The 12,263-nt window shown below is 70.9% G+C and carries 12 protein-coding genes and 1 riboswitch; of the genes, 4 read left to right on the forward strand and 8 right to left on the reverse strand.

The window, feature by feature from the left end; translation table 11 throughout:
• Positions 1 to 39: 39 nt before the first annotated feature.
• From EDD93_RS34350 to EDD93_RS34380, 7 genes are all read right to left on the reverse strand, one after another.
• On the reverse strand, positions 40 to 1,314 hold the full coding sequence (locus tag EDD93_RS34350; protein ID WP_123530058.1) for a sugar ABC transporter permease: 1,275 nt from the start codon (positions 1,312 to 1,314) through the stop codon (positions 40 to 42).
• Positions 1,311 to 2,090 carry an ATP-binding cassette domain-containing protein gene (locus EDD93_RS34355; RefSeq protein ID WP_123530060.1) on the reverse strand — a complete coding sequence of 260 codons (780 nt, stop codon included), beginning with the start codon at positions 2,088 to 2,090 and terminating at the stop codon, positions 1,311 to 1,313. Before EDD93_RS34355 ends, EDD93_RS34350 begins: the two co-directional genes overlap by 4 nt.
• A gap of 163 nt (positions 2,091 to 2,253) precedes the next feature.
• Positions 2,254 to 3,345, reverse strand: coding sequence for a sugar ABC transporter substrate-binding protein (locus tag EDD93_RS34360; protein ID WP_123530062.1), 1,092 nt, complete (start codon positions 3,343 to 3,345; stop codon positions 2,254 to 2,256).
• 145 nt (positions 3,346 to 3,490) lie between these two features.
• Complete coding sequence (locus tag EDD93_RS34365) at positions 3,491 to 3,943, reverse strand: flavodoxin family protein (RefSeq protein WP_123530064.1); 453 nt, start codon at positions 3,941 to 3,943, stop codon at positions 3,491 to 3,493.
• Positions 3,944 to 4,242: 299 nt separating this feature from the next.
• The gene (locus EDD93_RS34370) at positions 4,243 to 5,619 is read right to left on the reverse strand and encodes a histidine-type phosphatase (RefSeq protein ID WP_123530066.1); all 1,377 of its coding nucleotides are present in this window, start codon (positions 5,617 to 5,619) and stop codon (positions 4,243 to 4,245) included.
• Between the two features lie 145 nt (positions 5,620 to 5,764).
• On the reverse strand, positions 5,765 to 6,193 hold the full coding sequence (locus EDD93_RS34375; RefSeq protein ID WP_123530068.1) for a helix-turn-helix transcriptional regulator: 429 nt from the start codon (positions 6,191 to 6,193) through the stop codon (positions 5,765 to 5,767).
• 52 nt (positions 6,194 to 6,245) lie between these two features.
• A complete protein-coding gene (locus tag EDD93_RS34380; protein WP_123530070.1) occupies positions 6,246 to 6,725 on the reverse strand; it encodes a MarR family winged helix-turn-helix transcriptional regulator in 480 nt (159 codons plus the stop codon).
• A 104-nt stretch (positions 6,726 to 6,829) separates the two neighbouring features.
• Between EDD93_RS34380 and EDD93_RS34385 the strand changes: the two genes are divergently transcribed.
• Together EDD93_RS34385 and EDD93_RS34390 are read left to right on the forward strand one after the other, a co-directional pair.
• A complete protein-coding gene (locus EDD93_RS34385) occupies positions 6,830 to 7,789 on the forward strand; it encodes a zinc-binding alcohol dehydrogenase family protein (protein WP_123530072.1) in 960 nt (319 codons plus the stop codon).
• An 89-nt stretch (positions 7,790 to 7,878) separates the two neighbouring features.
• Positions 7,879 to 8,307, forward strand: coding sequence for a pyridoxamine 5'-phosphate oxidase family protein (locus tag EDD93_RS34390; RefSeq protein WP_123530074.1), 429 nt, complete (start codon positions 7,879 to 7,881; stop codon positions 8,305 to 8,307).
• A gap of 91 nt (positions 8,308 to 8,398) precedes the next feature.
• Here EDD93_RS34390 and EDD93_RS34395 read toward each other — a convergent pair whose 3' ends face one another.
• Entirely contained in the window at positions 8,399 to 8,650 is a 252-nt protein-coding gene (locus tag EDD93_RS34395; protein WP_123530076.1) for a hypothetical protein, read from the reverse strand.
• Between the two features lie 396 nt (positions 8,651 to 9,046).
• Between EDD93_RS34395 and EDD93_RS34400 the strand changes: the two genes are divergently transcribed.
• Together EDD93_RS34400 and metE are read left to right on the forward strand one after the other, a co-directional pair.
• The gene (locus EDD93_RS34400) at positions 9,047 to 9,466 is read left to right on the forward strand and encodes a hypothetical protein (protein ID WP_123530078.1); all 420 of its coding nucleotides are present in this window, start codon (positions 9,047 to 9,049) and stop codon (positions 9,464 to 9,466) included.
• A 96-nt stretch (positions 9,467 to 9,562) separates the two neighbouring features.
• Positions 9,563 to 9,779, forward strand: a riboswitch (cobalamin riboswitch).
• Positions 9,780 to 9,939: 160 nt separating this feature from the next.
• On the forward strand, positions 9,940 to 12,258 hold the full coding sequence (gene metE / locus EDD93_RS34405; RefSeq protein ID WP_123530080.1) for a 5-methyltetrahydropteroyltriglutamate--homocysteine S-methyltransferase: 2,319 nt from the start codon (positions 9,940 to 9,942) through the stop codon (positions 12,256 to 12,258).
• Positions 12,259 to 12,263 lie beyond the last annotated feature (5 nt).

The raw sequence follows: 12,263 nt of genomic DNA on the forward strand, positions 1-12,263 counted from the left end.
CCGGTGACGGCTCGGTGACCGGCGCGGAGCGGCCGCCCCTCAGGCTCGTCCCGCCGCCTTCTGGCTCCTGCGCGAGAGGGAGTCGACGACCACGGCCGCCAGCAGCACGGCCCCCGTGATCATGAACTGGACGGCGTTGCTGACCCCCATGATGTTCATCCCCGACTGGATGGACCCGATCACCAGGGCGCCGAGCAGGGCCGACCAGACCGAACCCCGCCCGCCGAAGAGACTCGTACCCCCGATGACGGCCGCGGCGATGACGTTCATCAGCAGGTTGCCGCCGCCCGAGGTCTGGCTCGCGGACTGGATCTGCCCGGCCAGGAAGATGCCGCCGACCCCCGCCATGGTGCCGGCGATCGAGAAGACGGACATCCGGATGGACGCCACGCCGATTCCGGCCCGCCGCGCGCCCTCGACGTTGCCGCCGACGGCGAAGATCTTCCGCCCGTACGTGGTGCGGCGCAGCACGAAGTCCAGTAGCACCAGCAGGATCAGGAAGATCAGCAGAGCCAGCGGCAGGCCCTCGTACCGGTTGAGGATGTACGCGGTGGCGAAGGCGATCGCGGCGAGGACAGCCGCACGCAGCACGATCTCGGTGACCGGCCGCGACGGTACCTTGGCCGCCCTGCGGCGACCGGCGTCCAGGAGCGATGCCGCCAGGAACAGCCCGACCCCCGCGGCCGCCGCAGCGTAGGCGGCGACCGGGCTGCCGTAGATGGTCGAGTAGAGCTCCGCGACGATGCTGTCGCTCGGGATGTTGACCGTTCCGCTGGAGCCGAGCACCTGGAGCATCAGCCCGTTCCAGGCGAGGTTGCCGGCCAGGGTGACGACGAACGCGGGCACGCCGACCTTCGCGAAGAAGAAGCCGTGGATGAGGCCCACAGCCGCTCCGCCGAGGACGGCGATCAGGAGCGCCAGCCACTCGTTCATGCCGTTCAGGACGTTCAGTACGGCGAAGATCGCGGCGCACAGGCCGCTGACGGAGCCGACGGAGAGGTCGATCTCGCCGAGGAGCAGGACGAAGACGATCCCGACGGCGATCATGCCGGTGCCGACGATCTGCTGGCTGAGGTCGGAGAGGTTCTGTGCCGAGAGGAACGTGCTGTTGAGGCTGCCGAACACGGTCCAGATGATGATCACGGCAAGGACGACGGGCAGGGAACCCAGCTCGCCGCTCCGCAGCTTTCGCCAGAACTCCCGCAGGTAGCCTCGGAGTCCCTCCTCGCGCACGAGCAGCCGGGTGTCGACGGCGGGGGTGGCGGCCCGTGCCGGTTCCTGTGCGTCGTCGCCGCGGGAGCGGTTCCTGGTCATCGCTCCTCCTCCGCCTTACGGGCCTGACGGCGGGTCACGGCGCTGTCGGTAGCACCCGTGATGGCGGAGATGATCTCCTCGGTGGTGGTGGAACGCCGGTCGAAGAAACCGTTGTTGCGTCCCAGCCGCATGACCGCGATCCGGTCCGCGACCGCCATCACGTCCACCATGTTGTGGCTGACCAGAATGGTCCCGAGGCCCCGGTCCCGGAGCCGCTCGACCAGGTCGAGGACCTCGGCCGTCTGCTCCACACCCAGGGCCGCGGTGGGCTCGTCGAGGATAACGACCTTCGGTTCACCGATGAGGGAACGGGCGATCGCCACCGTCTGGCGCTGCCCGCCGGACAGGGAGGCGACCGGGATGCGGACACTGGGGATGCGGATGGACAGGGTGTCGAGCAGCTCTCTGCTGCGCCGGTCCATGCGGACCTCGTCGAGCACGCCGAAACGGCGCAGTTCGCGGCCGAGGAAGAGGTTGCCGACCACGTCGAGGTTGTCGCACAGGGCCAGGTCCTGGTAGACGGTCGCGATACCGAGGTGCTGGGCGTCGTGCGGCCGGTCGATGGTCACCCGGCGGCCCTGCCATTCGATGACGCCCTCGTCCGGTCGGTTGACCCCCGCGATCGTCTTGACCGCGGTGGACTTCCCGGCGCCGTTGTCACCGACGAGCGCGACGACCTCGCCTGGGCGGACGTCCAGATCGAAGCCCGACAGCGCCTGGACGGCACCGAAGCGTTTGGAGATCCCCCGCAGTGTGAGCACAGGTGCTTCCGGCAACGGAACCGCCTCCTCCGCCCGCACGCACGGGCCGTCTGGCGCCCCGCCGGACGGGCCGCGCGGCGCGGCCCGTCCGGACTCGCGGACTCGGAACTGGTCGCGGCCTCCGGACTGCTGGAGGCCCGGAACTGCTTGAGGCCTCGGGACTACTGAGGCCTCGGGACTACTGGAGGCCCGCCTTCGCGCACGCGGCGGCGTAGGCGGGAGTGCAGATGTCCTTGACCGTGTACAGGCCGTCCTTGACGACGGTGCCCTTGATGTTGTCCTTGTCGACCACGACCGGCGTCAGCAGCCTGGCCGGGACCTTCTCACCGCTGCCGCTGGTGACCGTGGTGGGCGTCAGGGACTTGGGGATGTCCTTGCCCTGGGCGAGCGCGACCGCCATCTCGGCGGCGATGTCCGCCTCCGGCTTGTACGGCTTCTCCACGGTGATGGTCTGGGTACCGAGCAGGATCCGCTGGATCGCGTCGAGCTGGGCGTCCTGGCCGGTCAACGGCACGTTCATACCGGCCGCCTTGAGAGCGGTGGCGATACCGGCGGCCAGGCCGTCGTTGGCCGAGTAGACGCCGATGATGTTGTTCTTGCCCAGGGCGCTGATGGCGCCCGCCATCTGCTGGTTGGCGTTGTTCGGGTCCCAGTTCGGGGTGTCGTACTCCTTGCCGATCTTCACCTTGCCGTCGAGGACGGAGTGGGCACCCGCCTTGAACTCGGCGGCGTTCGGGTCGGTCGGCGAACCGTTCTGCATCACGATCTCGCCGCTGCCGGCCTTGCTCCCGAGGGCGGCGAGCAGCGCCTTGCCCTGCAACTCACCGACCTTGCGGTTGTCGTACGAGACGTAGCTGTCGACGGGGCCCTGGGCGAGGCGGTCGTACGCGACGACCTTCACGCCTGCGGCCCGCGCCTTCTGCACGGACGACTGGATCGACTTGGAGTCCACGGCGTCCAGGATGAGCACCTTGTCGCCCTTGGCGAGGGCGGTGTTCACCTGCTGCTGCTGGGTGGTGGCACTCTCGGCGGCGTTGTAGTAGTCGATCTGCGCGCCCGGTGCCAGTTCCTTGATCTTGTTCTCGATGTACGGCTTGTCGAACTTCTCGTACCGCGTGGTCTTGCTCTCCGGCAGCAGCAGACCGATCTTCACGTCGTCCGCTGCCGCTCGGCCCGCTCCCGGCTGCGCCGCGCCGCTGGTCGCCACCGCGCCCAGGGACAGGGCCGCCGCTCCGGCCAGGGCTATCGCGCCCCGCAATGTACGGGTCATGGGGAGGCTCCTTCTCGTACGGCGCCGTCCCTCCGAACCGGGAGACGCGGAGACGAAAATGCGCTTTTGGCCTACATATCGACATTAGCGGCAACCTCCGGACCGGCAAGCGGGTGACGTCGTCGCAGGCGGGCGCCTCGAGGAGTCAGTCCATCAGGCCGCTTGCGAGCGTCGCCCCCAGCTCCCAGCACGCCTGCGTGTCGGCCTTGCCCGGTTCGCCCGTCACCGTCACGGCGTCGGCCGCCCGCCGCCATCCCAGGCCCGTGGTGATCGACTCGATGGCCCGGACGGCACCGGTGACGTCGTTGCCGCCGTGCACGTAGTACCCGAAGGGCCGGCCGCGCGTCGCGTCCAGGCACGGGTAGTACACCTGGTCGAAGAAGTGCTTGAGGGCGCCGGACATGTAGCCGAGGTTGGCCGGGGTCCCCAGCAGCAGGCCGTCGGCGGCGAGCACGTCGGACGCCGTGGCGGCGAGTGCCGCGCGCCGCACGACCCGGACGCCCTCGATCCCCTCCGTCGTCGCGCCGGAGACGACGGCTTCGAACAGCGCCTGGCAGTTCGGCGATGGTGTGTGATGGACGATCAGCAAAGTGGCCACACCCCCGAACCCTGCCGCCCCCGCCTCCCGCCCGCAAGCGAGGCACGGCCGGACCCGGTGCCGCAGACACGTTCGCGCGGGCACCGGCACCGCCGCGGCACTCGCCTCCGTCGCGCCCGCCCGTCGCCTCCTGATGACCGGCCGGCCCGGCACCCCCCGACACCCGGGAGCAGGTGCGCGGGCCGATCGCCATGCTCGCGGCGGCCGGGACGGGCGGTGCCGCCGCCGGAGATGTCCCGGGCGGCGGTAGGCGCCGTTGTCACGGTCGCCGCCCCCGGTTCCGCTCGGTTGGCGGGCTGTCAGGACGCGGCGCGGCCGAAGCAGCGCTTCAGCTCGTCGGCGTCGTAGAAGTAACTCCCCTTCGACACCGGCTCACAGCCCTGCTTGAAAGCGGTCTGCCTCTCGTTGTAGAGCATCCGCACCAGGTACCTGCTCCCCCGGCTTCCCCCGCTCCCCTTTCCCGTCTTCCGGTACAGGTCCCACTGGATGTTCGCGGCCATGGGCGCCACCGACGCGCCTCGCCAGGCGTTGTCGGCGTACGTGTACGGCTTCGCCGGCGATGCCGGCTCCGTGCTGCCGGGCAGACCCATGAGCGCGGCCAGCGGGATGATCTCCTCCGCGTGGGTGAAGCGCAGCTCGGCGCCCACGTTCGCGGTCCCGGCCCGCTTGGCGTCGATCTTCTCGAAGAAGTCATCGAGCAGGACGTTCGCCATCCTGTAGGTGATGTCGCTGTCGGAGAATCCCGGGCCCTTCTCGTAGAAGTCCTCGGCATCGCCCAGGTAGGCGAACCACCGGGCGTCACGCGGCGCGATGTAGCGCTCCATGTTCCAACTGCCCTCGTCGGACATGGCCGGAGCGATGCTGTAGAGGGCGTAGACCGCCTGCGCGGCTTGCGTGCCGGTGCCGATCCCGGAGAACTCACCGGCCGAGACCCGCTTGACGAAGGCCGGCTTGAAGATCTTCTCCAGGACGTTGCGGGCGGCGGTCCGGGTGGCCGGCTGATCGGTGATCCGCTTGAGCGTGGCGGCCAGTCGCTTGTCGTTGTCGACGTAGTCCCGGTACTCCTCGCCGCCGGCCGACTTGTGGAAGTAGAGCAGGTCGGCGTCGGTCCTGGCCGGCGTGATGAGCGGCTCGAGGGCGGGGTCGTTGTCAGCCAGGGCCGTCGCGAACAGATTGCCGCTGTCGACGGCGCGGTCCTTGCCGGAGTTGACGATGTCGATCCGCTCGGAGTTCCTGACGATCCGCCCGAAGAGCGTGGGGAGCCGCTTCTCCAGCCGGGCCGCGGTATCCACGAGCTCGCGCTCACCCCGGCCGCTGAGCTGTCCGTATCCGACCTCGTCCATGGCCGCGAGCAGAGACCGCACCTCGCCGCCGAAGCGCTCGCCCGCGCGGGTGAGTTGCCCCTCGCTCGCGGCCTTCGACCACAGCGCGAGGATCAGGTCGCCGTCCTCGCTGTCGGACGCCGCGCGGGATCCGTGGCGGGAGACGCTCTCGGTGAACACCGGGACGAACCCCTCGGGGGCCTGCTGGTAGGCCCGCACGTTCTGTTGGGGTGCGTACGGGGCCTTCGTGCCGTAGTAGCGGCCGGGAGAGGGGCTCGCCTGGGCCGGCGCCGCCGTCGACAGCAGGGCGGATGCGGTGAGCGTCAGAGCGACGGCGACGGTTCGTTTCTGCATGGGTTCACCGGTTCGGATCGGGATGCGTCGGTCGGGCGCTCGCATCATGATCGTTCGGGATGAACACGGTGGGTACGGAGGATGGCCCGCACATGCACCGCCGTCGCGACGAAGACCACGCCCGGGGCCCGGCGCCCCGTGTGCGTCAGGCCGACGGCTCGCCGATCCTGGCCGGCTGGTCCCTGACCGGCCGGGTGTGCGCCCTGGCCAGGCACGCGGGCAACGCCAGCACGGCGCTGTGGTCGCCGGCCCGGTACGCGCTCGGCGTCATCCCCACGAGTTCGGTGAACCGGGAGCTGAACGAGCCGAGGGAGGTACAGCCGACCGTCATGCACGCGTCGGTCACGCTCATGCCCGTGCGCAGCAGGGCCATCGCCCGCTCGACCCGCCGGGTCATGAGGTAGCTGTACGGCGTCTCGCCGTAGGCCTCCCGGAATGCCCGGGAGAAGTGGCCCGGTGACATCAGCGCGCGGCTCGCCATGGCCGTCACGTCCAGCGGCCGCGCGTACTCCCGGTCGACGAGATCCCGGGCCCGGCGCAGGTGCGCGAGGTTGGCGAGGCGCTGGTCGTCCATGCGACGAGGGTACCTCCGCAGGTGCGGACGCTCCCGTGGTTTCGCGCCCTCGTCACAGGCTCTGCTCCCCGGCACCGGGCCCCGGCCGGCGCGCCCGCAGGAGGGAGGCGGCGAGCTCGGTGAGCTGGGCACGCCGGGCGGCGGGCAGCTCGTCGGTGAGCGCGCCCACCCGGCGGCCGATCTCGTCCGCGCACTGTCCGGCGAGCCGCCTCCCGCCGGGGGTCAGGGTGACGAGGACGGCGCGGCCGTCGTACGGGGAGGGTGTGCGCTCGACCAGGCCGCGCTTCTCCGCGCGGCCGACCAGACCGGTCATCGAGGACTTGTCCAGGCCGAGGTGGCGTCCGAGCTCGACCATGCCCGCCCGCCGGTCGCGCAGGATGCCGAGCAGCCGGATCTGGATGACCGACAGCTCGTGCTCCGCGCCGGCGGCGGAGACGATGCGGTGGATCAGGAAGGACAGCTGCACCAGCGCGTCCACCGTGTTCAGGGGCCCGTCGTCGGCAAGGCCGGACGGGTCGGATTCGAGGGTCATGGGCCCAGCCTATTTGACGTAGTACGCGGCACAAACTATTTTCAGATTTAGTACGTGTCGCAAACCAAATGTTCGCGGCAGTCCCCTCGGAACGGGAGAATCCCATGCACGCCGCAGTCGTACGGTCCTTCGGCTCGCCGCCCCGGTTCGAGAGCTTCCCGACTCCCCGCGCCAACGGGGAACACGAGGTCCTGGTCGACGTCCTGGCCGCCGGCCTGCACCCCCGGGTCCGCTCGGCGGCGAACGGCAGCCACTACACCTCCGACGGCACGCTGCCCCTGATTCCCGGCTTCGACGCGGTCGGCCGCACCGAGGAGGGCGAACTGCTCTACTTCGTCGCCACGGACACGGCCCCGGGCACCATGGCGGAGAAGGCGGTGGCCGACCGCCGCCGGGCCATCGCCCTGCCGCCCGGGACGGACCCGGCCGACGTGGCCGCGGCCATGAACCCCGGCATGTCCTCGTGGGTGGCGCTGCGCTCGCGCATCTCCTTCCGGCCCGGCAGTTCCGTGCTCGTCCTCGGCGCCACGGGCAACGCCGGACAGCTGGCCGTCCAGATCGCCGGGCACCTGGGGGCCGGCCGGGTGATCGGCGCGGGCCGGGCCCCCGAACGGCTGAGGCTGCTGGAAGCCATCGGAGCCGACGAGACGGTGAGCCTGACCGGCGACGACGAGACCGTGGCCGAGCGGCTCGGGCAGGCGGCAGCGGACGTCGACGTGGTCATCGACTACCTCTGGGGCCACGTCACCCAGCAGGCCATGCCCGCACTGCTGACGGCCCGTGCCGACCGCGCGAAGCCGCTGACCTGGATCCAGATCGGTTCCATGGCCGGGCAGCACATCGACCTGCCCTCGTCCCTGCTGCGCGCGGCGAACCTGAACGTCATCGGCAGCGGCCAGGGCTCGGTGACCACCGACGGTATCGTCGCCGAGCTGCCGTCCCTGGCCGAGCGGATCGTTTCCGGAGCCCTGGCCGTGGACCCGCTGCTCATCCCGCTGAGCCAGGTGGAGGAGGCGTGGAACACGCAGACCTCCCCCGGCCAGCGCATTGTCCTGACGCCCTGACGTGCCGCCGCGGATGCCAGGACGACACGGTACGAACGTTGCATAATTCAGCACCGGAAGCTCACGACACCCACCACGAAGGAGTCCCCGTGGCTTTGACCCGTGAAGAGCGCGAGCAGTTTCTGGCGGAGCCGCACGTCGCGGCACTGGCCGTGCACGCCACCGAGCCGGACCGGTCACCGCTGACGGTCCCGATCTGGTACCAGTACCGGCCGGGCGGCGACATCTGGATCATGACGGGGCTCAACTCCCGCAAGGGCAAGGCGATCGCGGAGGCGGGCCGGTTCTGCCTGATGGTCGACCGCGTCTCACCGACCGTGCGCTACGTCTCGGTCGAGGGTCCCGTCGTCTCGACCGTCCCGGCCACCCGCGAACAGCTGGTCGAGATGTCGTCGCGCTACCTCCCCGCAGAGAAGGTCGAGGGTTACGTCGACTTCGCCTGGAAGGAGCACGGCGAGCAGGTGGCCGTCCACATGAGGCCGCAGCGCTGGCTCGGCACGGACCTCGGAGCGGTCTGAGAAGAGCGGGCCCGCCGGGCCGCACGCTCCGGGCCCGGCGCCCGCACCGCGTTCGCCGCCCCTGCCGACGGCCCCCGTACCGGGCCGGGGCTCAGCCGGACGGTTCGTCGGGCACGGGGTGCTCGGGATGAGGGTGATGACCGGCGTGCGGAGCGCCTCGTCGGCCGGTGCCCGCCTCGTCGGTATCGGGGATCTCCAGGTCGGGCCGCTCGCCGGCCGTCCGCCGCTTGGCACCGCCGACCACGTCCAGGGGGTCCTCGTCGGCCCTGGCCTGCTGATCGGGCGGGTCGCGGGGTATCGGGGCCGCGCTGCTCCCCTGGTCTTTCGGGTGACCGTCGTTCACGGTGTGCTCACTTCCTCCCGTAGGCGTCCACCGGTGCGGGTACCCGGGTGACCGGCGACGATGCATGGCAGCCTCGGCACCGGACGTCTTCGGCCAGCGCCCGGACCCGGCGACGCACGGCCCGCTCCGGGTGGGCACTCCATTCGTCCCACAGGAGCGGGCATCACGCTCACCGAGGACGCGGGAGCGGGAAGCGGAGCGGCCGTTCTCCGCGCGGTCGCGAGCCCTCCGGCGCCGCCGGGCAGCGGCGGGCGGAACCCGGACCGCAATGGCGGGCCCGCAGGTTCCTGGTGGACCCTTCCGAACCCTCCTCAACCGCGTTGCTCAGGTGCTGATTTGCAGCATCACGAAGGACGGTACGGAGCACGGCACGGGCCATCCACGGAAGGGCAGCACATGGGCGCGGACGTCGCGGCCGGCATGCTGATCACGTGGGCGGCGGGCAAGGCCAGGCGGGCGCTCGTCGCGACCTTCTTCGGCATACGGGCGATGATCCCGCCTTCCGGCAGCGGCGAAGAGGCACCGGGCCCCTCCGCGCTGGCCGGCACCTGGAAGGCCTCCGGGTCCGCCGACCCCATGGTCTTCGGCCAGGACGGCACCTGCTCGGGCTTCTGCTGCGACATCGGCGCCCCGCTCGACATCGGCGGCCCGATGACCGGCTCCATCTCCAGCACCACGGGACGAGGACGGCCGCTACGCGTTCGTCGTGACGCAGAGCCCGAACACGGCGACCTACCGGGTCGACTCCGCAACGATGCCCGCGCCGTCGTCCAGTCGTCCACGGGACAGAAGACCTACGAGATGAGCCGCTTCTGACGACCGGCTCCCGGGGACGGAGCGCCTGTGCGCACCACCCGGTGACAGACGTTCCGCAATGTGAACGGCTTGGCCCGGGGCGCCGGACGACGGACTAGTGTGGTCCGTGCAGCTGGTTCGCCCTGTCCGCCAGACAGGCGCGTCGCAAGAGGGAACCCGGTGGAATTCCGGGACTGCCCCGCAGCGGTGAGTGGGAACGACCGCCGTCATACGCACTGGGTCCGGTTGGATCTGGGAAGCGACGGCCAGTAGGTGTCCGCCTCGGCGGATGTGCCCGCGAGTCCGAAGACCTGCCCGTTGCCCGCACGCGAACCCTCGCGTGCGGCTGTTCCGGTGACCTCGTGGGCGGGTCGGCGTATATATCGGACAGCACACACGGCACATCGCCGGTGCGCTTCGTCCGGTTCGTCATCCCTTCGCGTCCGCGTCCCGTCCCCGGGATGTTCAGGAGTCATCTCGCGAAGGAGATTTCCGTGACAGCCAAGCCCGCAGCCGCGGCAGCACGAGCCACCGTGTACGGCTACCCCCGCCAGGGCCCGGACCGGGAACTGAAGAAGGCCGTCGAGGGCTACTGGAAGGGCCGTGTCGCCGCCGGCGCCCTCCGGGAGACCGCGGCCGGCCTGCGCCGCGCCAACTGGACGCGGCTGGCTGACGCCGGCGTCCACGAGGTGCCCACCGGCGACTTCTCGTACTACGACCACGTCCTGGACACCAGCGTCATGGTCGGCGCGATCCCCGAGCGCCACCGAGCGGCCGTCGATGCCGACGCGCTGGGCGGCTACTTCGCGATGGCCCGCGGCACCCAGGACGTGGCGCCGCTGGAAATGACCAAGTGGTTCGACACCAACTACCACTACCTCGTCCCCGAACTCGGCCCGGACACCGTGTTCAGCGCCGATTCCGCCAAGCAGGTAACGGAGTTGGGGGAGGCCATCGCGCTCGGCCTCACCGCCCGGCCGGTGCTCGTCGGCCCCGTCACCTATCTCCTGCTGGCCAAGCCGGCCCCTGGGGTGCCGGACGGCTTCGAGCCGCTCACCCTGCTCGACCGGCTGCTTCCGGTCTACGCGGAGGTACTCGCCGATCTGCGTGCCGCCGGCGCGGAGTGGGTGCAACTGGACGAACCCGCGCTCGTCCAGGACCGCTCCCCCGCCGAGCTGAACGCGGTGGCCCGCGCCTGCCGTGAGCTCGGCAGCCTCACCGACCGCCCCAAGCTGCTCGTCGCCTCCTACTTCGACCGGCTCGGTGAGGCCCTGCCCGTTCTGGCTAAGGCCCCGGTGGAGGGTCTGGCCCTGGACTTCACCGGCGCGGCGGCCGCCAACCTCGGCGACCTCGCCGCCGCGGGCGGACTGCCGGGCAAGCGGCTCGTCGCCGGCGTCGTCAACGGCCGCAATATCTGGATCAACGACTACGAGAAGTCCCTCTCCACCCTCGCCACCCTCCTGGGCCTGGCCGACAGTGTCGACGTGGCCGCGTCCTGCTCCCTGCTGCACGTCCCGCTCGACACGGCGCCCGAGAAGGACATCGACCCCCGGATCCTGCGCTGGCTCGCCTTCGCCGGGCAGAAGACCGCCGAGGTCGTCACGCTGGCCAGGGCACTGACCCGGGGCACCGGGGCCGTCACCACCGAGATCGCCGCCAACCGCGCCGCCCTCGCCTCCCGCCGGGACTCCCCCATCACCCGTGACCCCGCCGTACGGGCCAGGACCGCGGCCGTCACCGACGCGGACGGGCGGCGCTCCCAGCCGTACGCTGAGCGGACCGCCGCCCAGCGCGCCCACCTCGGGCTGCCCCTGCTGCCCACGACGACCATCGGCTCCTTCCCGCAGACGGACGAACTGCGCACCGCACGGGCCGATCTGCGCGCCGGCCGCATCGACACCGCCGGCTACGAGGAGCGGATCAGGGCCGAGATCCGGGAGGTCATCTCCTTCCAGGAGAAGACCGGCATCGACGTCCTGGTGCACGGCGAGCCCGAACGCAACGACATGGTGCAGTACTTCGCCGAACAGCTCACCGGCTACCTCGCCACCCGGCACGGCTGGGTCCAGTCCTACGGCACCCGCTACGTCCGCCCACCGGTCCTGGCGGGCGACATCTCCCGCCCCGAGCCGATGACGGTGCGCTGGACGACGTACGCCCAGTCCCTCACCGCCCGCCCCGTCAAGGGCATGCTCACCGGCCCGGTCACCATGCTCGCCTGGTCCTTCGTCCGCGACGACCAGCCACTCGCCGACACCGCCAGGCAGGTCGCCCTCGCCCTGCGCGACGAGGTCAACGACCTCGAAGCGGGCGGCACTTCGGTTATCCAGGTGGACGAACCCGCGCTGCGCGAGACCCTGCCGCTGCGGACGGCGGACCGCGCCGCCTACCTGGACTGGGCGACCGAGTCGTTCCGGCTCACCACCGGCGGGGCGCGGCCGGACACCCAGATCCACACCCACATGTGCTACGCCGAGTTCGGCGACATCGTCCAGGCGATCGACGACCTCGACGCCGATGTCATCAGCCTGGAGGCCGCCCGCTCCCACATGCAGATCGCCCGGGAACTGGCCCGACACGGCTACCCCCGCGAGGCCGGGCCCGGCGTCTACGACATCCACTCACCCCGCATCCCCAGCACCGACGAGGCCGCCGCCCTGCTCCGCACGGGACTTGAGGCCATCCCCGCCGAACGGCTGTGGGTCAACCCCGACTGCGGCCTGAAGACCCGAGGCTGGACCGAGACCAGGGCCTCCCTGGAGAACCTCGTCACCGCGGCCCGGACCGTCCGGGACGAACTTCCCGCCACCTGACCGGG

Origin of the sequence: Streptomyces sp. 840.1 (assembly GCF_003751445.1) — a bacterium.
In the GTDB taxonomy this organism is placed as follows: domain Bacteria; phylum Actinomycetota; class Actinomycetes; order Streptomycetales; family Streptomycetaceae; genus Streptomyces.

What these genes read in the sequence shown, in the direction of transcription:
- EDD93_RS34350 (WP_123530058.1), bottom strand. Translation starts at nt 1,314, where the DNA reads ATGACCAGGAACCGCTCCCGCGGCGACGACGCACAGGAACCGGCACGG.
- EDD93_RS34360 (WP_123530062.1), bottom strand. Translation starts at nt 3,345, where the DNA reads ATGACCCGTACATTGCGGGGCGCGATAGCCCTGGCCGGAGCGGCGGCC.
- EDD93_RS34370 (WP_123530066.1), bottom strand. Translation starts at nt 5,619, where the DNA reads ATGCAGAAACGAACCGTCGCCGTCGCTCTGACGCTCACCGCATCCGCC.
- EDD93_RS34375 (WP_123530068.1), bottom strand. Translation starts at nt 6,193, where the DNA reads ATGGACGACCAGCGCCTCGCCAACCTCGCGCACCTGCGCCGGGCCCGG.
- EDD93_RS34380 (WP_123530070.1), bottom strand. Translation starts at nt 6,725, where the DNA reads ATGACCCTCGAATCCGACCCGTCCGGCCTTGCCGACGACGGGCCCCTG.
- EDD93_RS34385 (WP_123530072.1), top strand. Translation starts at nt 6,830, where the DNA reads ATGCACGCCGCAGTCGTACGGTCCTTCGGCTCGCCGCCCCGGTTCGAG.
- EDD93_RS34400 (WP_123530078.1), top strand. Translation starts at nt 9,047, where the DNA reads ATGGGCGCGGACGTCGCGGCCGGCATGCTGATCACGTGGGCGGCGGGC.